Genomic DNA, 24,156 nt, shown 5'->3' with positions numbered 1-24,156 from the left:
AAGGAACATGTATGGATCGCGTTATTTATACTGCCATGTCTGGCGCTAGCCAAACGTTAAATCAACAATCCATAACCAGTCATAACTTAGCTAATGTATCAACAGCAGGCTTTCGTGCTCAATTAACGGCAATGAAAGCCGTTCCTATTGTGGGTAATAGTATGCCAACAAGGACCATGGTTGCAGCAACCACGCCTAGCTATGATTCAACAATGGGTGCATTTAATTACACTGGGCGAGATTTAGACGTTGCTTTATCTGAAGATGATTGGCTAGCTGTACAGTTAGCTGATGGTAGTGAAGCATATACTCGTAATGGTGCGATTCAAATTGATGAAAATGGCACGCTTAATATCCAAGGTCATCCATTACTTGGTGATAATGGCGTATTAACAGTTCCTCAGCGTTCACAGGTTAGTATCAGTGCCGACGGAACTTTATCAGCGTTAGGTGCAGGTGATAAACGCACAACCATTGCTCAAGTTGGAAAAATAAAGAAAGTTCACCTTGAACCTAATGAGTTGGTACGTGGCGATGACGGTTTTTTTCATGCAACACCTGTTAACAATCGTGGTGCAATATTACAAGATAATCCTAACGCAAAACTGATGTCTGGAGTATTAGAAGGCAGTAATGTAAATCCTGTTACTGCAATGGTGAATTTGATTAGCCATTCTCGTCAATTTGAAATGCAGATGAAGCAAATTACTACAGCTGATGAAAATGCACAAAGAGCCAATCAAATATTATCGTTAACATAATTAAAATAGGAAAAAGCAATGATTAAATCATTATGGATTGCAAAAACTGGGCTAACTGCACAACAAATGAATATGGATATAATTTCCAATAATTTAGCCAACGTTAGTACTGGTGGTTTTAAACGCCAACGTGCTGTTTTTGAAGATCTGTTATATCAAACTATTCGCCAACCTGGCGCCCAATCATCTGAACAAACAACACTACCTTCTGGATTACAAATTGGTACCGGTGTTAGGCCTGTAGCTACCGAACGAATCCATAGCCAAGGAAATTTAGAATTAACTGATAATAGCAGTGATATCGCTATTAATGGACAAGGTTTTTTCCAAGTTCTGATGCCTGATGGAACGCTAGCTTATACTCGAAGTGGTGCTTTTCAAGTTAACCAAAATGGTCAATTAGTTACGGCTGCTGGTTACGAAATTCAACCAACCATCAACATTCCATCAAATGCGATAAAAATGACCGTGGCACGGGATGGTATTGTTAGTGTGACGTTAGCCAATCAATCAACTCAAGTGCAAGTTGGTCAATTAACATTACATACTTTTATTAATGACACTGGGTTAGAAAGTGTTGGGGAAAATCTCTATTTAGAAACCGAAAGCTCTGGTGCTCCAACTGAAAATACACCGGGATTAAATGGTGCTGGATTGCTGTATCAAGGTTATATCGAAACCTCTAACGTAAATGTTGCAGAAGAGTTAGTTAACATGATTCAAGTACAACGTGCTTACGAAATTAACAGTAAAGCAATATCAGCGTCTGACCAAATGTTGCAACGTTTAAATCAGTTATAAAACTATGATAATGAGATATCTTTATATTTTAGTAATGATGTTATTAGTTGGTTGTAGCCAATTACCTAAAAAAGCATTAGTTGAAGGGCAAACCAGTATTGTTCCTCAAATGCCAGAAATTGTTAATTCAAGTGGCTCAATATATCAAGCATCACAACCAAGTAGTTTTGGCTATCAACCAATGTTTGAAGATCGTAGACCTCGCAATATTGGTGATGTATTAACTATTGTATTACAAGAAAATGTGAGTGCGAGTAAAAGTTCATCTATTAATGCTGGTCGTAATGGTGGGGTAAATTTAGGTGTAAAAACTGTTCCTCACTTTTTAGATGGATTAGTTGGTCGAGGCAAAGTAGATACTGATATCTCAGGCAGTAACGATTTTAAAGGTTCTGGTGGCGCTAATGCAAAAAATACATTTAGTGGAACCATCACCGTCACCGTTCAAGATGTCATGATTAATGGCAATTTAAAAGTAATTGGTGAAAAACAAATTGCAATAAATCAGGGAACAGAATTTATTCGATTTTCAGGCGTTGTTAACCCAAGGACAATAAGTGGTAACAATACCGTTATTTCAACTCAAGTTGCCGATGCTCGCATTGAATATGTAGGTAATGGCTACATTGATGAAGCTCAAACTATGGGTTGGTTACAACGCCTGTTTTTTAATCTTTCACCATTTTAATGAATCTGATTATGCTTAATATATTACGAACTTTTATTATTTTAATAATGATAGTGGGCACACCCTATAGTTATGCCGAACGAATAAGGGATTTAGTAACTATTCAAGGCGTGCGTGAAAACGCCTTAGTAGGCTATGGAATTGTTGTTGGGCTAGATGGTACTGGAGACCAAACTTCACAAACACCATTTACCATTCAAAGTATAACCAACATGCTTTCGCAATTAGGTATTACCGTACCTTCTGGTAGTAACATGCAATTAAAGAATGTTGCTGCGGTAATGGTTACTGCTAAATTACCATCTTATGCACGAGTTGGGCAACAAATTGATGTTGTTGTCTCTTCATTAGGTAATGCCAAAAGCCTTCGCGGTGGCACATTGATTATGACGCCATTGAAAGGTGCCGACAATCAAGTTTATGCCATTGCTCAAGGTAATCTTTTTGTTGGTGGTATGGGCGCAAGCAGCAAAGGCAGTAGTGTAACAGTTAATCAAATGGCTGGTGCAACTATCCCGAGTGGAGCGACAATTGAGAGGGAATTAACAACCCGCTTAGATGAAAAAAGTTCCATTCACTTACACCTTAACCATTTTGACTTTACGATGGCATCAAAAATCGCTGAAGCAATTAACAAGGTACAAAAAAATATCGCAGTTGCTTTAGATGGTATGACGGTTAAATTGAACATGCCACAAGATAGTCAGGCAAGAGTTAAATTATTATCGAAGATTCAAAACCTACAAATTAGCGCTTCACCAATTTCAGCAAAAGTTGTCATAAATACGCGCACTGGCGTGGTGGTGATGAATCAAAAAGTTCAATTAGACAATTGTGCCGTTGCTCATGGTAATTTATCTGTGGTGGTCAATAACAAATTAAAAGTTAGTCAGCCTAATACTCCGTTAGCCGGAGGACAAACCGCAGTTGTACCTGATGATGAGATCAGCATCGAACAAGATGGCGGTGCATTACATAATTTAGCTTCTGGCGCTGATTTAAACCGAGTAATTAACTCACTTAATTTATTAGGCGCAAATCCAACAGAATTAATGTCGATACTTGAGGCATTAAAAACCGCAGGTTGTTTACACGCTGCATTAGAAACGATTTAAAGCATAATTATTATGAAAAACCTAGTTAATCAGTCTATTAATCGCTTTGCTTATGATTTTTCGAGCATTGGCCAATTAAGGCGTAACGCTGTTAGTGGATCAAGTGAAAGTGTCAAGCAAGTTGCCGATCAGTTTGAAACACTATTCGTCAATATGATGATGCAATCTATGCGAAAAGCCGTTCCTAATGGTGGATTATTTAATCAACCTGCAATGCAGTTATTTACCTCAATGTTTGATCAGCAAATCGCTCAACAGGCTGCCGGTAAAGGATTAGGTCTTGCCAATATTATTGCCAAACAATTAAATAATCAGCCAAATAGATCTATTACCCCACAATCTCAGGCTAATAATATAGAATTAGCACAATCTTTATTTAGTGATTCAAATTCATCGCCTGCGGCATTAGGTCAAATGCTTTACCAGCAAACGAATAAATTAACGAATACTAACGTCAAACCATTAACGTCAGCAGTTAATGATTCTGATAAAGACCATATCACGCAATTTATAGTTGAGTGGTTTGAACCCGCTAAAAAGGCATCCAAAATGTCAGGTATTCCTTATGAGGTTATCATTGCACAAGCGGCCTTAGAAACAGGTTGGGGTAAAAAGCAGATAAAAACAGCCGACAATCAACCAAGTCATAACTATTTTGGCATAAAAGCGACATCATCATGGAAAGGCAATTCAACTCGGTTAACAACACGAGAATTTTTAAATAACAATATGGTTAAGATTCAAGATGAATTTAGAGTTTATAAAAGTAAACAACATGCATTAACAGATTATCTTGATTTACTTACCAAAAGCCCACGTTATCGTGCCGTTGTTAACGCACCTGATGCAAGAACCGCAGCCAAAGCACTGCAAGATGCACACTATGCAACCGATCCTAACTATAGCGAAAAGTTAATTCAAATTATTAGTCGAATTGAAGAAATTGCTAGAAATACACCGCAAAAATCAATATCAGGTTTTAGACAAATTGCCTTTAAATAATAACTAAATAAATTAACTAAATTTTAATGAAGTTAATAAATAGGAGGCATAAGCCTCCTGTTTATTAACGATTTAAATAAGTGATGACAGAAAGTTATTTCATTTGAAATAAGGACATATTTTGCATATTCATAAAAGTATATTGAGCTGCTTGTAAATTCGCCTGTAACATCACATAATCTGCAATGGCTTCATACCAATCAACATCTTCAATTTGGCTAATTTGTGTCTGAAAATCAATGTCCAAGGTTTTACCTAGTGCAGTTAATCGTTCAACTTCCGCCAACACATTACCACCTGCAGCCCTAACTGTTGAGATATTTTCAAACGAATTATCAACGCCTTGACTAGCTTTCGATAAACCTTCTCTGAATTGCGTAATCGCATCAGGGTCATTATCATCTAAACCGATTTGCAGTACTTCTAATGCATAGTCAATGCTAGCAAAAACATCACTTTCCACAGAACTATTGGCGCCTGACATAAAAATCTGATCACCAGTAAAACTTAATGACACTTCACGCGTATCATCAATAAAAATATTAATCGTTGTAGAACCACCGACATAATTAACTTTACCAGATTCATCCACAACAAAAGGAGGTGTATCATTTTTATTTCCAGCAAAGATATAATTGCCATTAGTGTCTTTAGCATTAGCTAACGAAACTAATTGATCTTTTAATCCTTGTAATTTATTGGCTAAGTCACGTCTATTTTCATCGTTTAACGTCTCATTACCCGCATAAACTAGTGTCTCTTGAATTGATTGGATAACAGTATTCGCTTCTTTTAGTACTGTATCTTGGCGACTTAACGAGTTATTAACACTTTCACGAGCTGATTGATACTGAGTATTTCTTGATTGAGCCTGTTTTAAAATTAATGCTTGCGATGACCCCATAGGATCATCAGAAGGTGATAAGATTTTTTTACCGGTTGCTAAATGCAATCCTGATTTTTGCCATTTACTGTTGGTATTTAAAATACTCGTTAAATTTTTTTGATACATTGCATTAGTACTAACACGCATATTTAAACCCTTCTATTATTTAGCTAAACCTAAAATGGTATCGAATATTGTGGTTGCCGCATCAATAATCTTTGCATTAGCTTGGTAATACTGCATATAAACCTGCATAGAGATATATTCTTCTTCAATATTAACGCCTGATATTGATTGATTTTGCTCATAAATTTCTTGAGTAATATTATGACTAGATTGCGCTGAAATTTTAGCTGTCTGTGTTTCACTTCCCACATAACTAACTAAGGCGTTATAAGCACTATTTAACGTTTTAGTGCCATTAATTAATTTTTCATTTTGGATATCAAGCAATTTAGCTACATTACGATTATCGCCATTACCATTTTCATCATCATTAATACCTGTTGCTAGTTTGTTGACATCCTTAACTAGTAGCTGGAGTGATGATGCTACATCTGCAACAGGTTTAAGTAAGATACTATCACCCGCTACTGGATCACCATTTATTTCAATAGATAATCCATCAAACAATAATTTACCATCTTCAACTTGTGGGGTAATTTGCTTGTTATCAGATAATCTGGTTACGATCCAATCGTTACCATTAAACTCAATTTTATAATCAGATGCTTTGACGTCTGTCACTGAGTTATAGTTAATTTTAGCAGTGGCATTACCTTGATTTTGGGCGTTAGCAATACTAGTTGGGCTATGATAATCAAATAATTTCTGACCTGGTTCGCCATTAATATCAACCCCTGACATGTGTACTTCATTAAATCGTTCTGCTAGATTTAACGCAATTAAACCTAATTGGTTGCGAGCTTCTAGGAGTGGTCCATCACGAAAAGCTAATAATCCATTTAATCGGCCTGATGCGATATTTTGACTTGATAGTTCTTGAGTCGCACCAGAATTATGAGTGTAAATAATTGTATTTAAAGCAGGATCATCTTTAGACGGCTGTACAGATAACTGAGTTGCCGATGACCCTTGCACTAAACTTAAACCATTAGGTAGTGAAATATTGTATTGTCCATTTTGCTCAGTAACAGTGATGCCTATCATCTCGCTTAATTCATTAACCAGTTGATCGCGTTCATCAAGCAATGCATTCGGCTCATGACCACCACTTACTGCCTGTAATCTTGCTATTTTTTGGTTAAGATCAGCAATTTGTTGGGTATAAGAGTTAATGGTATCAACATTATTAACAATTTCAGTATTGATATTGGCAATCTGATTTTTTAAATTCAATTCCGTTTTATTAAACTGACTGACTAACGAGCTAAGATCATTTATTACTGTTTGTTTGGAAGCGGCATCACCCGCATTTGAAGAAAGTTTATTTAAACTTGCAAACAGACTATTTAGTTGCGAGGAAATACTATTATCATTCTCCGCTAATAAATTATCGACTTTTGACAATTCATTGTAATAAGCCTTTATAGAGCCATTTTGTGATTGAGATTGACGTAATTGGCCAACCACAAAACTATTATATGCCCGATTAACTGATGATACAGATACACCGTTACCAACAAAACCATAATTATATTTAGTGCCATTTGCTTGTTGCAAAATTTGTTGTTGACGATTGTAACCAACGGTATGCGCATTACTGATATTATTGCTTATAACATTAAGCATATTTTGCGCAGCATTTAATCCACTAATACCGGTATTCATCAATGAATTTGACATAAAAGCTCCTAAATATATTTAGTCAATAATCAAATTATTAACTTAAAGGGTTATTCTTATATCGGATAAAAAAGATAAAACTTTAGTTATTTTTAGAAAATAATTGAAATTTAATTTTTTAACAGGCTTAACCTGTGTAATTCCAATGCTATTGTTCAGATTTAGTTGCTTGTTTTAAAAAATCTATTCCCGTCATTGTATTTTCATCTTCAATATATTTTTGAGCTGACTTATTCAAAATTAAAATACTAATACGACGATTAGCATCTTTACTATAATTAGGATTGTTTAAACCTACCGTATCAGCTAAACCAATAATTCGAATAATTTTGCTTGAATCTAATCCAGCAGCGATAAGTTCTCGTCTTGACGAATTTGCTCTATCAGCAGATAACTCCCAGTTACTATAACCTCTATCACCTGTTATATATTGACGCTCATCAGTATGCCCTGATAAGGTCATTTTATTGGGTAAATCGTTTATTATTGGTGCTAGAGCGTGAAGAATTTCTTGCATATTAGGATGAATAACTGCACTACCAACATCAAACATTGGTTTATCATCAGTTGCTAAAATCTGAATTCTTAACCCCATTTCAGTTAGTTCAACAATAAGATTAGCCGCTAATTTTTGCAGTCGAGGATCAAGTTCAAACGCCTCATAAATTTTACGAGCAGTTTCGATCAATTGATTTCTTTCAACTATATTGGGATCTATTGGTTGTTCATTTATTATGCTCTGTTGCTCTTCGCCCAAACTTTTACTGACATCATCGCCACCACCAGGAATAGGGCTTTCGCTATCGCTAATATTTTTACCACCATTTTGACCTAGTATTAATGGCGTTCTGAAATATTCGGCAATTCCTTGTAATTCTTGTGGGCTGGATTTGGCTATCAACCACATGACTAAAAAAAGTGCCATCATAGCAGTCATGAAATCTGCATAAGCAATCTTCCACGAACCACCATGATGGCCACCGCCATGCCCTGACTTTTTTTTAGAAATAATTATTCTTACTGGCTTATCTTTCATTATTCATTATTTTCTGTTGGGTTAGCATTTTTATCTTTCACTTCTTGAATATATTTTTCTAATTCAAAGAAAGATGGTCGCTCATGCGAAAAAATAGTTTTTCGACCAAACTCAATACAAATCTGTGGAGCATAATCATGCATACTGGCAATAAGAATAACTTTAGTACATTCTAAAATTTTTACTGTATCAGCATTCTTCTGTCTTAATAAAGCAGCTAGTGGCGAAACAAACCCATAAGCCAGTAAAATTCCTAAAAAGGTTCCAACCATAGCATGTGCAATAAGTTCACCCAACTCGCTAGCAGGCCTATCTGCTTGTGCTAATGTGTTAATCACTCCCATAACCGCAGCCACAATCCCAAAAGCAGGTAACCCATCGCCCACACTAGAAATCGCATCTGCAGGTTTTTCTAACTCATGGGTATACGTCTCAATTTCTTCATTCATTAATGCTTCAATTTCATAAACTTCCATATTTCCGCTAATCATTAAACGTAAATAATCAGTGATAAAATCGCATATTTGTGGATTGGCAAGAATAAGTGGATACTTTTTAAATAACTCACTCTCTTTTGGATTATCAATATCTTCTTCAATAGATAACCCCCCATTTTGACGTATCTTAGTTAAAATGGTGTACATTAAATTAATTAATGTTAAATAAAGAGTTTTATTATATTTTGATGTTTTAAATAAACTACCTAACGATTTAAGTGTAGCAATTATTGCTTTCTTTTCATTACTTACAATGAAAGCACCAATAGCTGTACCACCAATTATCAGAAACTCTAATGGTTGAAAAAGTACTGCCAAATACCCTCCACTTAGCACATAACCAACTAAAGCAGAAGCGATAACAACAATATATCCTATAATTATTAGCATTGGCTTTCCTTTATCTCTATAAAATGTAACTAAACTTTTTTAATTAATTGCTTATCTAAACCGTTACCTGATTTGCGGTGACTAAGTTGAATGCACTAGGTATTGATAAAACTTGTAAGCATTTTGCTTGGCTTTCTTTATGCGTTTTATTATTTTTTTCAGCCCTTGATGGCGGTTGGCATAAACTGCAAACAAAACTATTATGTGGCTGGTAAGCGTGTGTAATAAATCGCCCTTTACACTCTTTGCAACACGATTGCTGCATAACATTACTTTCAACAAATTTAACTAAAATCCATGCACGAGTTAAGCCTAAAACCGGCTCTTCATCGTGATGAAGGGAACATTGCTCTAAATAAAGTTGATAAGCTTTAACAATTGCATGAACTCCAGATTTAGTACCATGCTTGACTAAAAATCGGTAAGCATTATAAAACATGCTTGAATGAATATTAGGCTCCCAAGTCATAAACCACGTGGTAGAAAAAGGAAGTAAACCTTTAGGTGGTGGGCATCCTTGGATTTCTTTATATAATTTAATCAGCTTTCCACGGCTTAAATTGGTTTCACTTTCCAACATTTGAATTCTAGCGCCGAGTGTAATTAATCGAATAGCTAATTGGACTTCTTTATATTTTTGGATAATGCTTTTGCTACTCATTTTTATCATTTACCTACTTATTAATAGAATCTAAAAGTAAGCTTGATAGAAGGATCCCTGTATGCATCTGCTTTATATCACTAACGCGAGACTCTTCAGTTAATTTTTCCATCATTGCTGAATTTTTAAATCGAAATTGAAACGTTAATTGATTGGTTTCAGATAAAACCAACATTTGAGAAGCACTTAAATTACTCAAAATATCAGCGGTTTTTTCATCAATTCCTAATCGATACATTGCCATCACTTTATCTTTCTCTATCATTCTTTGGCTTAATAAAAGCGTTGAAAGATTTAAATGATGTATACATTTCAAAATATCGTCTTCTTGTATATTTCCCAATTTACTCACCAAAATTTATATTTTTCTCGCATAAAAAAATGCGAAATCAGTAAAAAATATCTTAATTCGTTTTTTTTCACTTAAAGTTACATTTTTAAAAGCAAAAGGTCAATAAAAAAATCATTTCGATTTATTTTCAATTTATTTTTTCATGTTTTACTGTTTTATTCTGTTTTTTATATATTAATTTTACTTTGTATTCGTTTTATTGCTTGGCTATGTAATTGACTTACGCGAGATTCGCTAATATCTAACACTTTTCCAATCTCTTTTAAATTCAACTCTTCTTGATAATAGAGCGCTAAAACCATTTTTTCTTTTTCAGGTAAGTTATCAATTTGTTGAACAATAATATTGCGAATTTCATCATTAATAATAAAAGCAAAAGGATTGTTATCGGAATCAAGCTCAATCAGCGTATCCAAATTATCGCCGAGTTTTTTTTGTATCTCATCGTAAGAACAGATTTGGCTATAATTTGAATCTAATAACACCTTGCGATATTCAGTAAGAGACAATTGCAGATGTGCAGCTATCTGGTGATCATTAGGTGGGACACCTAAAATTTGTTCCAATTCATTAATGGCGTTAGTGACATCTTTAATTTTTTTTCGGGTTTGCCTTGGTAGCCAGTCACGACTACGCAACTCATCTAACATTGCTCCCTTTATTCTAGGAATAGCAAATGTAGTAAAAGTATAACCTTGTGCAGCATCATAACGTTTTATGCATTCTAATAAACCGATATAACCAACTTGTAACAAGTCATCAAGCTCAATCGTCGTTGGTAAACGAACAGCTAATTTCAACGCTTCATTACGAACTAAATAGATATATTGTTGCCAATCGATTTGATTCACTACACCCTGAGAGTTATACAGGTTATCACTCATTTCCTAAACCATTGTAAAAAATGCTAAGGAATATTATGACGATAATTGACTGAGTTAATGGCAAGAATAAAGTATTAAAAAATAGGTAATTAACATTATTAGCAATAATGGTATTAAAAAATACCATTATTACTATAGTATAAAAACTAAAGTAAAATTTTAGAGATATACTTTATTGTAATAAAGACAGTACAGATTGAGGTACTTGGTTAGCTTGTGCTAATACTGAAGTACCTGCTTGTTGTAAAATTTGACCACGAGTCATATTAGATACTTCTTCAGCATAATCTGCATCTTCAATACGGCTACGCGCAGAGCTTAAGTTATTTACTGTATTGTTGATGTTAGTTACAGTTGACTCAAAACGATTTTGTACCGCACCAAGCTCACCACGTAATTCATCAATTTTTGATAATGCAGCATCAAGTGTTTTTAAAGGATCTGCTGTTGGGCTTGAAGAAACATTAAATGAAGCTAAACCGAGTTCAGTACTGTCAATTTTTTTCAAATTGATTTCAATAGTTTCGCCATCATTTGCACCCACTTGTATTTTAAGTGTTTTATCAGCAGATAATACTTTAGTACCATTGAAATCAGTTTGTTTAGATACACGGTCTATCTCTTCTAAACGTTGATCAATTTCGTTTTGAATTGATTCTAAATCGCTTTGAGAGTTTGTACCATTTGCCGCTTGAACAGTCAATTCACGAATACGTTGAACGTTGTTATTAATTTCGTTTAATGCACCTTCAGTTGTTTGAGCTAAAGAGATACCGTCATTTGCATTACGTGCAGCTTGAGTTAAACCACGAATATTTGAAGAAAAACGATTAGCGATTGCTTGACCTGCTGCATCATCTTTAGCGCTGTTGATACGCATACCTGATGATAGACGCTCAATTGCAGTTCCAAGAACACTTTGAGAATTATTCAGATTGTTTCTTGCCATTAAAGACATAGTATTGGTATTAATTACCTGTGCCATTTTTATCTCCTTTAATATGATTAGTTAGATCAACGAGATATTGAAAATATTATTCAATACTTTTGCTGATGATTTAGTTATCGGTATTAAAAAAAGAAACTTTAATATTTTTTTAATTTTTATTTTATGTCGTCGAATAAAACCGAATAACTAATTAAGTTTGATAAAACGCTCAGAGGTCCTAATACATTTTTATATGTAAATTAATCGGTAAAAAACAGTTGATAGCCTTATTTAATAAAGGCCGCAGCAAAAGTGCCTAAACTCCTATCTATTTAAATAATTGCAATATATTTACTAATAATAGAAATTATATTAGAAAGATCACTACTTAATTTTATTTTTAAATAACGCCCACCATCCTTAAAAACATTTAGCTTTTAACACTTTAAAATATCAAAGTTCATTGATTAAAAAGATAATTTATAACTCCAGTAGCGATATGTCACCTACATCTTTTTACAGTGCAAAATTGATATGGATATAACATTGATAACTGAATAAATAACTGGTTTTTGAATAGATAAAATCGTCTAGCAATATATGCATTGCCAAAACCTAATTATTTATTAGTAAAAATATCTAAACTTTTTATTACATCAGTCGATAAAACAAGAGATGAAAGAATTTATAATAGGATAATAAAACATGGCAATGAGTATATTGGGGATTGGTTCTGGTATTGATTTAAATGAAGTATTAGATCAATTAGAAGCGGTAGAAAAAAACCGTCTTACGCCAATAAAAGCACAGCAAAAAACAATTAATAATAAAATAAGCGGTTTTGGCAAATTAAAAAGTGCATTATCAACATTTAATAGCGCAACAGCAAAACTACAAAAAAAAGAGCTGTTCCAAGCTAGAACGGTATCGGGCAATGACAACTACTTTACTACTAACGTAAGTAGCAATGCTCAATTAGGTAATTATGCAGTGAGTGTGCAACAACTTGCAAGCGCACACAGCGTTGCTACTAATACAATAAACGATAAACAAACAGCGTTAGGTAACAATAATGAAACGCGAACAATCACCATCGAACAAGCTAATGGTCAAAAAATAAATGTCACTTTAGGTAAAGATGAAACATCCATAGAATCAATCGCAAATGCAATTAACCAAGCTAAAGTGGTTAATGAAGATGGTTCAATCAGTGAATCTCCCGTTAATGCCACAATTGTCCGTTCAGGAATCGATAGCTATCAACTGGTTATCACATCTAAAGAAACAGGTGAACAACAAACTATAACTTCAATATCATCCGATGATGAAAAACTCAATTCATTAGTTGGTTTTGATATTAATCAAGCTGATTCATCAGCAATGAGCGAAGTCGCTAAAGCGCAAGATGCTAAATTTAGTTTTAATGGTATTACCGTCAATAGTGCATCAAATACCGTTAAAGATGTCATCCCAGGCGTTGATATCACTTTAAAAGCAGTAACCACCACATCGCAAAATTTAACTATTACTGCGGATAACGAAAAAACCCAAGAGGCACTTAAAGAGTGGGTGGAGGCATTTAATCAATTACAATCAACGATATCAACCTTAACTCAATTTACTGCTAGTGATGCCAATTCAGATGAATTAAATAGTAATAATGGACCACTGGTTGGTGATTCAACACTACGTAATATAGATCAAAGTATCCGATCTATCTTTTCGAAAGGTCAAGCTGGTGAAATCTCTGTATTGGCTCAAATCGGTATCAATATGGATAGTAATGGCAAGCTAATTATTAAAGAAAACGAATTAGAAAAAGCCCTCAAAGAAAACAGTGAAGCAGTCGCCATGTTATTTATTGGTGATGGTGAAACGACAGGCATAGCTAACGAAGTATGTGCCAAAGTGAGTAGCTTCATTGATAGTGATGGCATGATTGATACCGCAACTAACGGCTTAAACTCAACCTTAAAATCATTAGATAAACGCTATGATCAAGTTAACAACTCTATTGACCAAACTATTGAACGTTATCGCGTGCAGTTTACTAAATTAGATATCTTGATCAATGAATTAAATGGTATGAGCAATTACTTAACCACGCAATTCGAAATGATGTCGAACATGAAAAAATAAGGAATATAAAAATGGGAGTTCAAGCTTATAAGCAAGTTAATTTAGAAACGAGTGTTAATCAGGCTTCGCCACATCAGCTTATTGTTTTATTATTCGAGGGCGCACTTAATGCTATTCGTTTAGCTGAGTTATATATAGAAAAAGGGAATATTGCAGGCAAAGGGCAAGCCATTTCGAAAGCAATTAATATTATAGATAATGGACTTAAGAGTTCACTTGATCTAGAGCAAGGTGGTGAAATTGCCGAAAATTTAGATCAATTATATCAATACATCAGTCAGCAGTTGCTTTTAGCCAATTTACATAATGATAAAGACAAACTGCAAGTCTGTTTTAATTTGCTTGATAACATTGCTCAAGCTTGGCGGGAGATAGCATAGTTATGGGAATATCAGTTTTAAATAATAATTTATTATTAGAACAATATGAAAAGCTTAATTATGTTGTTGAGCAAATGCTAATTAATGCACAAAAAGAAAACTGGGAATCATTAATCAGCTGGCAAGCTCAATACCACCAATTATCTAAAGATATCCAACTAAATGTTACAGATACTATAGCATTACCTCAGCAAGATATTATTCGAATGTATATCAATAATATTTTGGGTTATCAAGAGCAATTAGAACAATTAATACATCTACGGCATGGTGAACTTACCAGACTCATTGGCGAGCAGGTTAATTATCAAACTAAAATAGATAGTTACCAAAAAATTGCCAACCTAGCATAATTCACTAAGTAATCAAAAAGATCGACTAAAAATAATTGAGGAGCGGGGTTTTTTGCATATTAGAATCGCTAAAAACCCCGCTCCTCAAACTTTTTTTATTATTAAATTAAACTTGCTAAGGTTATAAAAAGTGAATAGTAGGCTGACTTTTTATCAATATAGATGAAAACCAATTTTTGATAAAAATTGGCAGCTAATGAATGACGATTTTTAAACAAATAGAATCATTAATAAATTAAACATTCATATTCATGATTTCTTGATACGCCGCTACTAACTTATTTCTAACTTGTACGCCAAATTGCAAAGAAACCGAAGACTTTTGCATATTAACCATTACTTCATTTAATGAAACATTCGGCTCTCCCATTTCAAAAGCTTTAGCTTGCTTACTTGCCTCAATTTGAGTTTGGCTAATTTTATCTAAAGCCATTTTTAATTCAGCAACAAAATTTTGCTCTTTACTTACCTGTTGATTCGAAGAAAAATCCAATTTAGTTGCCGGATTAAAAGCCTCGATACTGTTCATCATATTAATTATATTCATCTTAATAAAATTACCGCTTAAATTATCACAAAGATAACAATCTAAAAGCGATAACTAAAGGGTAAAGCATGTGCTTTTTTAGCTATTGATTTTTATAAATACACAGATAATAGACCCTAGAATTAATCTAACCTGTTTAGAATTAGGATACATATGGATAGCCAGTCAGTAGGTAACAAAGGCGAATCAATATTGAATAAGTTACCATTTATCAATCAATTAAAACAAAATCGAAAAATGCTGCTCCTTATTGTAGGAGTGATCGTAATAGCTATAAGTAGTATCACCTATTTATGGCTTAAGAGTGATGCTTACGGTGTGCTATTTAGTAATTTGAATGATAAAGATGGCGGTGAAATCATTAGCCAACTTGATAAGATGAATATTCCTTATAAGTTTTCATCATCCGGTACAACGATCTTAATTCCCGAAAATAAAATTTATGATACTCGCCTACGAATTGCTCAACAAGGTTTACCTAAAGGCGGTGCTATCGGTTTTGAACTACTCGATAAAGAAAGCTTTGGAATGAGCCAGTTCAATGAACAAATCAATTATCAACGAGCATTAGAAGGCGAATTATCCAGAACAATTTCAATCATTAGTAGTGTTGATGATGCCAGAGTGCATTTGGCTATGCCAAAACCCTCTTTATTTGTTAGAGAAAGAAAATTCCCTTCTGCATCAGTCGCATTAACTTTATTACCTGGTCGCTCGCTATCTCAAGGTCAAATTGACGCTATTATCCACTTAATTTCAAGTAGTGTGCCGGAATTACAAGCGGATAAAGTCACTATCATCGATCAAAACGGTAATTTATTGACTGGAGAAAAATACCGTGATACTAACGTTAATGTTGCCCAATTAGAATATAGTGAACGAATCGAAAATTTGGTGCGTGAACGCGTAGAAAAAATCATTATACCGATTTTAGGTAAACAAAATGTTAAAGTTCAAGTTAATGCTGACATTGACTTTAGCCGTCAGGAATCAACATCCGAAATCTATGATCCTAATAGCGATATTAACAATCAAACCATTCGCAGTAAGCAGCAAGTTGAAAACCGTCAATTAGCATCAAGCAATGCTATTGGTGGTGTACCAGGCGCTTTATCTAACCAACCAGTACCCACACCAAGTGCACCAATTGATGGAGAGAATGAAGTAAAAGATAAAGACGACAAGCAAAAAATGTATCATTTACAATCCAATAATACGTTGAACTTTGAAGTTAATCGTCAAATTATTCATAGCAAAATTCCTGAAGGTCGTATCAAGCGCTTATCTGTCGCGGTTCTAGTTAATTATAAATTTGCGACAATCAATGAAGTTGCATCGTCAAATGAAGAAAATCAAAAAAATGAAGCGATCGAAAAATGGGTAAAACTCGATAAAGAAGAGCTTACTCATATTGAAGCACTAGCACGTCAAGCTATGGGATTTTCTGACTTGCGTGGTGATTCATTAACGGTGGCAAATTTGAAATTTACAGATCAAATAGATGATGAAAATGACGCCATCACCTTTTTACAAAAACATGAAGTTTACGACATGCTGAAAACGGCAATTAAATATCTAATTTATATCTTAATAATATGGTATGCATGGCGAAAAGTACTGCGTTCGGTATGGATTAAGATTCAAAGACAATACCTCAATACGGATAAATCTGACGGCACGATGGGCGCTGAAGATAAGCTTGATTATAAAGCACACAGTAAACTGCAACAGAAAATTTTTGAAGATAATATGCAACAACAGCAATACATCCGAAAAATTGTCGAAAAAGATCCTCGTGTAATGGCTCTCATTATTCGTGGTTGGATGAACAAGAAGGACACCGAGTAATGAATTTAAGTGAATCTCAAAAAGCAGCGACAATTTTAATGATTTTAGGTGAAGAATTAGCTGCAAAAGTAATGCAATTTTTAGACCATAAAGAGGTACAACAAATTAGTAGTGCCATGATGGGATTACCACAATTAACACAAGAACAACTCAAAAATATTCTTAATGAGTGTCAAACCACACTTGATGATTGTGCCGTATTAAATACCGATACTAATGGCTATCTACGAAAAGTTCTCGAAAAATCAATTGGTAGTGATAAAGCCAGCCGTCTACTTGATGAACTATTAGATACCGATATTGAAGATACTACCGATGGCTTAAAAATGCTTAACTTTGTTGATGCGGCCAGAGCTGTTGATTTGGTTAAGAAAGAGCATCCACAAATTATCGCCACAATTTTAGTTCACTTAAATCGTGACTTAGCTGCTGAGATATTAAATCTATTTGATGATGATCTGCGTAATGATGTAATGCTACGTATTGCAACCTTCGGTGGAGTAGAGCCTTCAGCGTTAGAGGTATTATCAACATCGTTATCAACTTTACTACATGGACAAAATATTAAACTTAATAATATGGGGGGTATCCGCACCGCAGCAGAAATCATCAACCTGATGAAATCACAACAAGAAGAATTGGTTATCAATGCATTACGTGATTATGACAATGAGTTAGCTCAAAAAATCATTGATGAAATGTTCTTATTCGAAAATCTGGTTGATGTGGATGATAGAAGTATCCAACGTCTACTCAAAGATGTGGATAATGAAACCTTAATTATTGCCCTGAAAGGTGCGACAGAACCATTACGGGAAAAATTATTATCGAATATGTCGCAACGTGCTGCATCTATATTACGTGAAGATTTAGAAAACAGACCACCAGTGCGCTTGTCACAAGTTGAAACCGAACAGAAGAAAATTTTGGTTATTGCTCGTCGTTTAGCTGAAACCGGTGAGATGATCTTAAGTAGCGGTGATGATGAATATGTATAATCAAGCTAATACCTTAACTTGGAAACCATTACACTTTCAAGATTTAGCAGAATCATCACCACTCATTCCTGAAACCGATGAGCAAGAAGAGTGTGAACCAGAACTTGAAATAGTCGATGAGGCCGATACCAATTTTATTGATATTAATAGCCCTGAAATAACGCTAGAACTTGAAAATATCAAACAACAAGCACGAGAAGAAGCCTATCAAGAAGGTTTTAATCTAGGTAAAGAAGAAGGTTTCAATATTGGTAAACAAACAGGGTATGAGGAAGGGTTAACAATAGGCCAACAAGAAGGCCTGGAGAAAATAGAACAACAGATAAACGAAGAAAAATTAAATACTGTTGAATCCATCAAAAATCTAGCAATTCATTTTCAGCAGTCAATTAATCAAATTGATGAAAAAATTGTACCAAAGCTATTTGATCTCGCTTTACTTGCCGCTGAAAAAACTGTTGGTTCGTTATCCAAAGTAAAACAAAAACAATTAATGCATTCGATCAAGTCATTAATTGAACAAAATACAATTACACCGATTGTGGTTCGAATCAATCCGAATGATTTTTTATGGCTAGAGCCACAGCTAGATGATCAACTAAAAAACGAATGGCAATTTATTGCCGATGCAAATATAGAATTAGGTGGCTGCAAAATATTTACTGAAACAAATGAGATCGACGCAAGTATAACCAATCACTGGCAAATTATTTCTGACACAGTGCATGGAGATGAGCGTTAAGGTGAGCTTTTGTACGCAATGGGCAACTAAAATTGATAGTGCTAAACAGAAATTAGAGTCTGCATCTTTAATTCGTCAATATGGTCGATTGGTTAAAGCGTCTGGTCTTGTTCTAGAAGCTATTGGTTTAAAACTACCATTAGGGTCCAACTGTTTTGTTGAACGACAATTAGATGGAAAAATCCAAGCCGTTGAGTGTGAAGTAATTGGTTTTAAGGGAAAAACACTATACCTCATGCCGTTTGAATCAACAGACGGTATATTACTCGATGCAAGAGTTTATACATCACAATATGATTTAACACATTTTAGCCACAAAGTTTTACCAATTGGTATGGGGTTATTAGGCCGAGTTGTCGATGCAATGGGAAAACCTCTCGATGGCAAACCATTACCTGAAGATATCGAATATGAAGGATTAATTAATAAAACACTAAATCCGCTAACCCGAACACCAATTCATCAAGTTCTCGATGTTGGCATTCGTGCAATCAATGCATTATTAACCGTTGGTCAAGGTCAGCGAATGGGGCTTTTTGCAGGTTCAGGCGTTGGTAAAAGTGTTTTACTTGGCATGATGGCAAGATACACCAAAGCCGATATTATTGTGGTTGGTTTAATCGGTGAGCGAGGTCGAGAAGTAAAAGATTTTATTGAAAATATTTTAGGTGAAGAGGGCTTAGCTCGATCTGTTGTTGTTGCCGCGCCTGCTGATGTATCGCCATTATTACGTCTACAAGGTGCAGCCTACGCGACTAAAATTGCTGAAAAATTTCGTGACCAAGGATTTAATGTATTACTCATTATGGATTCATTAACACGATACGCCATGGCACAACGTGAAATAGCCTTAGCGATCGGTGAACCACCAGCGACTAAAGGATATCCTCCTTCAGTATTTGCAAAATTACCAGCATTAGTTGAAAGAGCCGGTAATGACGCAGAAGGCAAAGGCGCTATTACCGCTTTTTATACCGTGCTAACCGAAGGTGATGACCAGCAAGATCCTATCGCTGACTCAGCTAGAGCAATTCTCGACGGACATATTGTTTTATCCCGTTCTCTTGCCGAATCAGGTCATTATCCAGCTATTGATATTGAAGCATCAATAAGTCGCGTGATGACAGAACTAACCAAAGATGAAAAAAAATCACGGTTATTTAAGCAATTATTTTCAAGTTTCCAACGAAATCGTGACTTAATTAATGTTGGCGCTTATGTAGCAGGAACCGATCCTTTATTAGATAAGGCAATAACGCTTTTTCCTGCTATGCAACAATTTTTACAACAAGGAATTTATGAACATTGTAGTTATCAAGACGCTTATCAACAGTTAGCAAGAATTGTTGATTCAAACTTAGGAAAGAACAATGGCCAATCAATATAATGGTAAATTTGCCTTTTTAACATTAAAAAAGTTAGCTGAAAAATCAGTCGACGACAAATTGATTAAATTAAAAAATGCGCATGATAATAAGCGTAATGCTCAATCACAACTAAATGTATTGAATGAATACTATAATGAGTACCAACAGCGCTTAAATAAAGCGTTATCAGTTGGCATTACAGGATCAGAACTGAACAATTTTAATGCTTTTATTACTGCTATTGAGCAAGGGATCACACAACAAAAAAAGTTATTGTTAACTTTAGAAATTAAACAAAAACAGATCACCAATGAGCTAAATCAATCACAAAAAAGTCTCAATACTTACACCACATTATTGGATAAACAAGATAAAAAACTACTGCTACAGCAAAGCCGTTTACAACAAAAATTAACCGATGAATTTGCACAGCAGCAGTTAGCAAGGAGAATGTTGAATGAATATTAATCAATTTAGTGATATCCCATTAATATCACCTATAGAATTGAATGAAGTATCAATTATTGAAGACGATTTTTTTCAGCTTTTATTACAGTTTAATGAAAAACAAGAGTTAGGCGAAAATAATAGCCTAGCCAAAGCTAATATTCTCGAGAACAAACTCGATCATCAATTAGATGATCAAGAAGAGGAAGATAGTGATGAATTATTCACACTATTTCCACTAACTTTGCAAGTCGAAGAACAGCCTATAATTAATAATGAGCATAATCATACTGAACAGCCAGCAATACGTGAATTAAAAATTAATACTACAGCTAATGATATACTTTTAAAGGCACCAATTTCTGATGATATAACACTCAATGTAGATGAAAAAGCAGCAGAAATACTCACTATTATTAATAGTAGTGAACAAGTGATCATTAAAGCAAATGAACAAACAAGCTTGCTAACGAATGATGAACATAATATATCAACCAATATAAATTCAGTTAAAACCTCAAATCAACCATTACCAACTCTTACTAATACTCAAAATAATAATATCGATTTACCTATCACCAATTTTGATATTAACCACTTTGAACAAGAACCTACATTACTAGTCCATAGCCCAAATCAATTAACCACATCAACACCATTAATTGAAAGTCAAAAAACGTTAAATATAAATTTACCTATGCCAATGGATATTACTGAATGGCAAAAAACATTAAACGAAAAAATTAGTCTCGCTTGTCGTCAAGGTATCCAAAATGCGGAAATCAAATTACATCCTGAAGAATTGGGTTCGCTGCATATTAAATTGGCAATAGTTGATGACAAAATGAACCTTCACATGGCTGTTGCACATAATATGGTTAAAAGCGTGTTAGAATCAGCTTTACCGCAATTAAGAACTTCATTGGAAGAACAAGGTATTATGTTAGAGCAGACCGATATTAGTGATTTTTCAATGATGAATGACTCCTCATCACCTTATAAACAAGAGTTTGAAATAGAGCAATTAATGGACGATAAAAATCAAACACTTCATGAACTTGATCATCCATCAAACATTGTTCAATCAGGATTAAGTATTTTTGCCTAAATAATAGTATTTGAAACAGTACTATGTTTTGATAGCTAGAGATTAAAAAGGTTGAATAGGTCATATTTTTACTGCCTATTCTTCCAATTAATTCTCAAAGCATGATTTATTATTTTGGTAATTTTTGGCTATTTAAATAGACATTTCATTAATTTTCATTGAGACAATAATAAATATGCAAACTACCAAGAAAAAAATAAGTATTTTAAATCTAGTACTTATTTTAATTACCCTTTTAGCAACAGGTTTTGCTGCTTATTTATGGTTACAAGATTCTCCTAAAACGACGCCCCATGTAGAACCAGAAGTGTTATCACCGGTTTTTTTAACATTAAAACCTTTCACAATTTCACTTCCACCATCTAAAGAAAATTTAGAAATCAATAAAATTCTATACGTAGGTATGGTGTTACGCGTCGCTGATGAAGAACAAAAAACCGTTTTATTAGATTATCTTCCTGAAGTAAGAAGTGACGTACTTTTGTTAACTTCAAAACAGTATGTTAATAATTTAAAGAAAGAGTCAGGAAAACTTGAATTACAAGAGCAGATAAAAATGGCATTATCTCGCCAATATGATGCAAAACATTCAGTAAAAATTGATGAAGTTCTATTTACTGATTTCATTGTAAGGTAATTATCATGTCTGATAAGCTTCAACCTAATACCGATAAAAGTGAATCTTTGCATTCACAAAATAATTCAGCCAGCATAAAAAATGATGCTGAGCAAAATTATCATTTACAACAAAGTAAACGGACTGAAGTTAAGCCTTATGATATATCAGTTAAACATAGCTTTATCCCTGAAAGACTAACCGCGTTAGAGATTATTAATGAACGCTTTGCACGCCAATTTAGAATTGGATTATTTAATTTATTACGCCGAAATACTGATGTTATAACCTCACCCATTGAACCCAAAACGTTTAAAGAGTTTTCACATGTTTCAGCAACCAATCATTTAAATTTAGTTCATCTTAACCCTTTGCGGGGAAGTTGCTTATTTTCATTTTCACCTGAATTAGTATTTATTGTTGTTGATACTCTTTTTGGTGGGGATGGCCATACTACTAATGTTGATACTGAAGGACGAGAGTTTACTCATACTGAGCAAGAGATTATTCGACGAGTATTAAGTCTTGCTTTAACAACTTATCAAAGTTCCTGGATTGATGTATACAATATTGAAACCGAATACATCCGCTCTGAAGTAGAAAGCAAATTTACCAACATTACCAGCTCGCCTGACGATGTTGTGTTAACTTCATCATTTTTAGTCGAAATTGGTAATTTTAAAGGAACATTTTGCATATGTATTCCTTATGCAATGGTTGAACCAATTAAAGAGCTATTAATTAAACCACCAATAGAAAACCAAACTCACCAAGATGATAACGTGTGGATGAGTTCTCTTACTAGTGGTATTAAACAATCAACTGTTGAATTAGTCGCAAACTTTACAAACATTCAAACAACTGTTGCCAAATTATTAGCTTTAAAAGTCAGTGATATTTTGGATATCGAAAAACCAACAAGCCTTGATGTCACCATTGGCGGTGTACCAGTATTAAAAGGTCATTATGGTAGCGTAAATAAACAGTATGCAATCCAAGTAGATCAGATAAGCAATCCAGTTTTAGAACAATTGAATGAAGGAGTGTTCAATGAGTGATATACCAAGTGATGATAGCCAACTAAATATTAGTGATGAATCAGTAATGAAAGAAGCTATTTTCGAAACCCTTTCACCACAACCAACAGACGTAAAAAAGCAAGATATTAACCTTATCCTAGATATTCCAGTTAATCTAAGCGTAGAACTTGGTCGAACCAAAATGGCCATTAAAGATCTTTTAAATTTAACTCAGGGTTCAGTTATAGCCTTAGACGGCTTAGCTGGTGAACCTTTAGACATCCTTATTAATGGCTATTTAATTGCGCAAGGTGAAATCGTTGTAGTTGGAGATAATTATGGAGTACGAATTACCGATATTATTACTCCATCAGAACGTGTTCGTAGATTAAGCCGTTAAAAATGAGATAACCATGAACCAAAATTTATCCGCCATTCCAGTAGAATCAAGCCTATATAGCCAGATCGGCATGGCATTTTTTTGTGTAATTGCTGTTATCTTATTTTTAGCATGGATAATAAAACGAATTGGTTGGAAAAAGTCTACCAAACAATTCATTGATGTTAAAGCAACTTATAATATAAGTGCTAAAGAACGCATTCTTCTGGTTTATGTTGATCATCAATTACTGGTAGTTGGTGTTACTGCACAACAAATGACATTACTGCATACCATAAATGAACAACGCACTGAAATGTTATTAGCTGAGCCCGCTGATGTTGAGCAATTGTCAAAAAGTAACCTGTTTAATCAGATATTACTGTCTGTGTTAGACAAGAGGTAA

Annotated in this window: 27 protein-coding genes; 18 read left to right on the top strand and 9 right to left on the bottom strand. The window is 34.2% G+C overall.

Annotated features, from left to right (window positions below):
* Positions 1–11 precede the first annotated feature (11 nt).
* The 5 genes from J3U09_RS08585 to flgJ are packed head-to-tail and all read left to right on the top strand — an operon-like array spanning position 12 to position 4,367.
* Positions 12–761 carry a flagellar basal body rod protein FlgF gene (locus tag J3U09_RS08585; RefSeq protein ID WP_267357874.1) on the top strand — a complete coding sequence of 250 codons (750 nt, stop codon included), beginning with the start codon at positions 12–14 and terminating at the stop codon, positions 759–761.
* Between the two features lie 18 nt (positions 762–779).
* Positions 780–1,562, top strand: a complete 783-nt coding sequence (gene flgG, locus J3U09_RS08580; protein ID WP_065562527.1) for a flagellar basal-body rod protein FlgG — start codon at positions 780–782, stop codon at positions 1,560–1,562.
* Positions 1,563–1,572: 10 nt separating this feature from the next.
* Positions 1,573–2,250 carry a flagellar basal body L-ring protein FlgH gene (locus tag J3U09_RS08575; RefSeq protein WP_081299484.1) on the top strand — a complete coding sequence of 226 codons (678 nt, stop codon included), beginning with the start codon at positions 1,573–1,575 and terminating at the stop codon, positions 2,248–2,250.
* An 11-nt stretch (positions 2,251–2,261) separates the two neighbouring features.
* Complete coding sequence (locus J3U09_RS08570; protein WP_267357872.1) at positions 2,262–3,365, top strand: flagellar basal body P-ring protein FlgI; 1,104 nt, start codon at positions 2,262–2,264, stop codon at positions 3,363–3,365.
* 12 nt (positions 3,366–3,377) lie between these two features.
* Positions 3,378–4,367, top strand: a complete 990-nt coding sequence (gene flgJ / locus J3U09_RS08565; RefSeq protein WP_267357870.1) for a flagellar assembly peptidoglycan hydrolase FlgJ — start codon at positions 3,378–3,380, stop codon at positions 4,365–4,367.
* Positions 4,368–4,461: 94 nt separating this feature from the next.
* On the opposite strand, the gene flgL is transcribed toward flgJ, so the two are convergent.
* From flgL to J3U09_RS08525, 8 genes are all read right to left on the bottom strand, one after another.
* Entirely contained in the window at positions 4,462–5,400 is a 939-nt protein-coding gene (gene flgL / locus J3U09_RS08560) for a flagellar hook-associated protein FlgL (RefSeq protein ID WP_065562531.1), read from the bottom strand.
* Between the two features lie 15 nt (positions 5,401–5,415).
* Positions 5,416–7,059, bottom strand: coding sequence for a flagellar hook-associated protein FlgK (gene flgK, locus J3U09_RS08555; RefSeq protein ID WP_267357869.1), 1,644 nt, complete (start codon positions 7,057–7,059; stop codon positions 5,416–5,418).
* A gap of 148 nt (positions 7,060–7,207) precedes the next feature.
* The gene (gene motB / locus J3U09_RS08550) at positions 7,208–8,095 is read right to left on the bottom strand and encodes a flagellar motor protein MotB (protein WP_267357867.1); all 888 of its coding nucleotides are present in this window, start codon (positions 8,093–8,095) and stop codon (positions 7,208–7,210) included.
* Positions 8,095–8,982, bottom strand: coding sequence for a flagellar motor stator protein MotA (gene motA / locus J3U09_RS08545; protein ID WP_065733614.1), 888 nt, complete (start codon positions 8,980–8,982; stop codon positions 8,095–8,097). The genes motB and motA overlap by 1 nt, the downstream gene beginning before the upstream one ends.
* Positions 8,983–9,037: 55 nt before the next feature.
* On the bottom strand, positions 9,038–9,643 hold the full coding sequence (gene flhC / locus J3U09_RS08540) for a flagellar transcriptional regulator FlhC (RefSeq protein ID WP_081299485.1): 606 nt from the start codon (positions 9,641–9,643) through the stop codon (positions 9,038–9,040).
* A gap of 13 nt (positions 9,644–9,656) precedes the next feature.
* On the bottom strand, positions 9,657–9,977 hold the full coding sequence (gene flhD / locus J3U09_RS08535; RefSeq protein ID WP_141673924.1) for a flagellar transcriptional regulator FlhD: 321 nt from the start codon (positions 9,975–9,977) through the stop codon (positions 9,657–9,659).
* A gap of 185 nt (positions 9,978–10,162) precedes the next feature.
* Entirely contained in the window at positions 10,163–10,879 is a 717-nt protein-coding gene (locus J3U09_RS08530; protein WP_267357865.1) for an RNA polymerase sigma factor FliA, read from the bottom strand.
* A gap of 172 nt (positions 10,880–11,051) precedes the next feature.
* A complete protein-coding gene (locus tag J3U09_RS08525; RefSeq protein WP_065562537.1) occupies positions 11,052–11,864 on the bottom strand; it encodes a flagellin in 813 nt (270 codons plus the stop codon).
* Between the two features lie 648 nt (positions 11,865–12,512).
* Between J3U09_RS08525 and fliD the strand changes: the two genes are divergently transcribed.
* The 3 genes from fliD to fliT are packed head-to-tail and all read left to right on the top strand — an operon-like array spanning position 12,513 to position 14,679.
* The gene (gene fliD / locus J3U09_RS08520; RefSeq protein WP_267357863.1) at positions 12,513–13,946 is read left to right on the top strand and encodes a flagellar filament capping protein FliD; all 1,434 of its coding nucleotides are present in this window, start codon (positions 12,513–12,515) and stop codon (positions 13,944–13,946) included.
* 11 nt (positions 13,947–13,957) lie between these two features.
* The gene (gene fliS / locus J3U09_RS08515) at positions 13,958–14,326 is read left to right on the top strand and encodes a flagellar export chaperone FliS (protein WP_267357861.1); all 369 of its coding nucleotides are present in this window, start codon (positions 13,958–13,960) and stop codon (positions 14,324–14,326) included.
* 2 nt (positions 14,327–14,328) lie between these two features.
* The gene (gene fliT / locus J3U09_RS08510) at positions 14,329–14,679 is read left to right on the top strand and encodes a flagellar protein FliT (RefSeq protein ID WP_065733612.1); all 351 of its coding nucleotides are present in this window, start codon (positions 14,329–14,331) and stop codon (positions 14,677–14,679) included.
* 235 nt (positions 14,680–14,914) lie between these two features.
* On the opposite strand, the gene fliE is transcribed toward fliT, so the two are convergent.
* Positions 14,915–15,208, bottom strand: coding sequence for a flagellar hook-basal body complex protein FliE (gene fliE, locus J3U09_RS08505; RefSeq protein ID WP_416380056.1), 294 nt, complete (start codon positions 15,206–15,208; stop codon positions 14,915–14,917).
* A gap of 171 nt (positions 15,209–15,379) precedes the next feature.
* Here fliE and fliF point away from each other — a divergent pair, with 171 nt between their 5' ends.
* From fliF to fliO, 10 genes are all read left to right on the top strand, one after another.
* Entirely contained in the window at positions 15,380–17,074 is a 1,695-nt protein-coding gene (gene fliF, locus J3U09_RS08500) for a flagellar basal-body MS-ring/collar protein FliF (RefSeq protein ID WP_267357859.1), read from the top strand.
* A complete protein-coding gene (fliG, locus tag J3U09_RS08495; protein WP_065561866.1) occupies positions 17,074–18,072 on the top strand; it encodes a flagellar motor switch protein FliG in 999 nt (332 codons plus the stop codon). Before fliF ends, fliG begins: the two co-directional genes overlap by 1 nt.
* The gene (locus J3U09_RS08490; protein ID WP_267357857.1) at positions 18,056–18,814 is read left to right on the top strand and encodes a flagellar assembly protein FliH; all 759 of its coding nucleotides are present in this window, start codon (positions 18,056–18,058) and stop codon (positions 18,812–18,814) included. Before fliG ends, J3U09_RS08490 begins: the two co-directional genes overlap by 17 nt.
* Complete coding sequence (fliI, locus tag J3U09_RS08485; protein ID WP_267332176.1) at positions 18,804–20,201, top strand: flagellar protein export ATPase FliI; 1,398 nt, start codon at positions 18,804–18,806, stop codon at positions 20,199–20,201. Before J3U09_RS08490 ends, fliI begins: the two co-directional genes overlap by 11 nt.
* Complete coding sequence (gene fliJ, locus J3U09_RS08480) at positions 20,185–20,649, top strand: flagellar export protein FliJ (protein WP_267357855.1); 465 nt, start codon at positions 20,185–20,187, stop codon at positions 20,647–20,649. Before fliI ends, fliJ begins: the two co-directional genes overlap by 17 nt.
* Positions 20,639–21,736, top strand: a complete 1,098-nt coding sequence (locus J3U09_RS08475) for a flagellar hook-length control protein FliK (protein ID WP_267357853.1) — start codon at positions 20,639–20,641, stop codon at positions 21,734–21,736. Before fliJ ends, J3U09_RS08475 begins: the two co-directional genes overlap by 11 nt.
* A gap of 175 nt (positions 21,737–21,911) precedes the next feature.
* Entirely contained in the window at positions 21,912–22,373 is a 462-nt protein-coding gene (locus J3U09_RS08470; RefSeq protein WP_065561871.1) for a flagellar basal body-associated FliL family protein, read from the top strand.
* A 5-nt stretch (positions 22,374–22,378) separates the two neighbouring features.
* Positions 22,379–23,410: a flagellar motor switch protein FliM gene (fliM, locus tag J3U09_RS08465; RefSeq protein WP_065561872.1), complete on the top strand. Its 1,032-nt coding sequence runs from the start codon at positions 22,379–22,381 to the stop codon at positions 23,408–23,410.
* Between the two features lie 46 nt (positions 23,411–23,456).
* A complete protein-coding gene (gene fliN / locus J3U09_RS08460; protein WP_370632649.1) occupies positions 23,457–23,771 on the top strand; it encodes a flagellar motor switch protein FliN in 315 nt (104 codons plus the stop codon).
* A gap of 13 nt (positions 23,772–23,784) precedes the next feature.
* Positions 23,785–24,156, top strand: coding sequence for a flagellar biosynthetic protein FliO (fliO, locus tag J3U09_RS08455; protein WP_267357850.1), 372 nt, complete (start codon positions 23,785–23,787; stop codon positions 24,154–24,156).

The sequence above is a fragment of the Gilliamella sp. B2889 genome (assembly GCF_026536885.1).
Classification (GTDB): Bacteria; Pseudomonadota; Gammaproteobacteria; order Enterobacterales; family Orbaceae; genus Gilliamella; species Gilliamella apicola_E.
Note: the sequence above shows the minus strand (reverse complement) of the source record. Positions and strands in the feature narration are given on the sequence as shown.

What these genes read in the sequence shown, in the direction of transcription:
- J3U09_RS08585 (WP_267357874.1), top strand. Translation starts at nt 12, where the DNA reads ATGGATCGCGTTATTTATACTGCCATGTCTGGCGCTAGCCAAACGTTA.
- flgG (WP_065562527.1), top strand. Translation starts at nt 780, where the DNA reads ATGATTAAATCATTATGGATTGCAAAAACTGGGCTAACTGCACAACAA.
- J3U09_RS08575 (WP_081299484.1), top strand. Translation starts at nt 1,573, where the DNA reads ATGAGATATCTTTATATTTTAGTAATGATGTTATTAGTTGGTTGTAGC.
- J3U09_RS08570 (WP_267357872.1), top strand. Translation starts at nt 2,262, where the DNA reads ATGCTTAATATATTACGAACTTTTATTATTTTAATAATGATAGTGGGC.
- flgJ (WP_267357870.1), top strand. Translation starts at nt 3,378, where the DNA reads ATGAAAAACCTAGTTAATCAGTCTATTAATCGCTTTGCTTATGATTTT.
- flgL (WP_065562531.1), bottom strand. Translation starts at nt 5,400, where the DNA reads ATGCGTGTTAGTACTAATGCAATGTATCAAAAAAATTTAACGAGTATT.
- flgK (WP_267357869.1), bottom strand. Translation starts at nt 7,059, where the DNA reads ATGTCAAATTCATTGATGAATACCGGTATTAGTGGATTAAATGCTGCG.
- motB (WP_267357867.1), bottom strand. Translation starts at nt 8,095, where the DNA reads ATGAAAGATAAGCCAGTAAGAATAATTATTTCTAAAAAAAAGTCAGGG.
- motA (WP_065733614.1), bottom strand. Translation starts at nt 8,982, where the DNA reads ATGCTAATAATTATAGGATATATTGTTGTTATCGCTTCTGCTTTAGTT.
- flhC (WP_081299485.1), bottom strand. Translation starts at nt 9,643, where the DNA reads ATGAGTAGCAAAAGCATTATCCAAAAATATAAAGAAGTCCAATTAGCT.
- J3U09_RS08530 (WP_267357865.1), bottom strand. Translation starts at nt 10,879, where the DNA reads ATGAGTGATAACCTGTATAACTCTCAGGGTGTAGTGAATCAAATCGAT.
- J3U09_RS08525 (WP_065562537.1), bottom strand. Translation starts at nt 11,864, where the DNA reads ATGGCACAGGTAATTAATACCAATACTATGTCTTTAATGGCAAGAAAC.
- fliD (WP_267357863.1), top strand. Translation starts at nt 12,513, where the DNA reads ATGGCAATGAGTATATTGGGGATTGGTTCTGGTATTGATTTAAATGAA.
- fliS (WP_267357861.1), top strand. Translation starts at nt 13,958, where the DNA reads ATGGGAGTTCAAGCTTATAAGCAAGTTAATTTAGAAACGAGTGTTAAT.
- fliT (WP_065733612.1), top strand. Translation starts at nt 14,329, where the DNA reads ATGGGAATATCAGTTTTAAATAATAATTTATTATTAGAACAATATGAA.
- fliE (WP_416380056.1), bottom strand. Translation starts at nt 15,208, where the DNA reads ATGAACAGTATCGAGGCTTTTAATCCGGCAACTAAATTGGATTTTTCT.
- fliF (WP_267357859.1), top strand. Translation starts at nt 15,380, where the DNA reads ATGGATAGCCAGTCAGTAGGTAACAAAGGCGAATCAATATTGAATAAG.
- fliG (WP_065561866.1), top strand. Translation starts at nt 17,074, where the DNA reads ATGAATTTAAGTGAATCTCAAAAAGCAGCGACAATTTTAATGATTTTA.
- J3U09_RS08490 (WP_267357857.1), top strand. Translation starts at nt 18,056, where the DNA reads ATGATGAATATGTATAATCAAGCTAATACCTTAACTTGGAAACCATTA.
- fliI (WP_267332176.1), top strand. Translation starts at nt 18,804, where the DNA reads ATGAGCGTTAAGGTGAGCTTTTGTACGCAATGGGCAACTAAAATTGAT.
- fliJ (WP_267357855.1), top strand. Translation starts at nt 20,185, where the DNA reads ATGGCCAATCAATATAATGGTAAATTTGCCTTTTTAACATTAAAAAAG.
- J3U09_RS08475 (WP_267357853.1), top strand. Translation starts at nt 20,639, where the DNA reads ATGAATATTAATCAATTTAGTGATATCCCATTAATATCACCTATAGAA.
- J3U09_RS08470 (WP_065561871.1), top strand. Translation starts at nt 21,912, where the DNA reads ATGCAAACTACCAAGAAAAAAATAAGTATTTTAAATCTAGTACTTATT.
- fliM (WP_065561872.1), top strand. Translation starts at nt 22,379, where the DNA reads ATGTCTGATAAGCTTCAACCTAATACCGATAAAAGTGAATCTTTGCAT.
- fliN (WP_370632649.1), top strand. Translation starts at nt 23,457, where the DNA reads ATGAAAGAAGCTATTTTCGAAACCCTTTCACCACAACCAACAGACGTA.
- fliO (WP_267357850.1), top strand. Translation starts at nt 23,785, where the DNA reads ATGAACCAAAATTTATCCGCCATTCCAGTAGAATCAAGCCTATATAGC.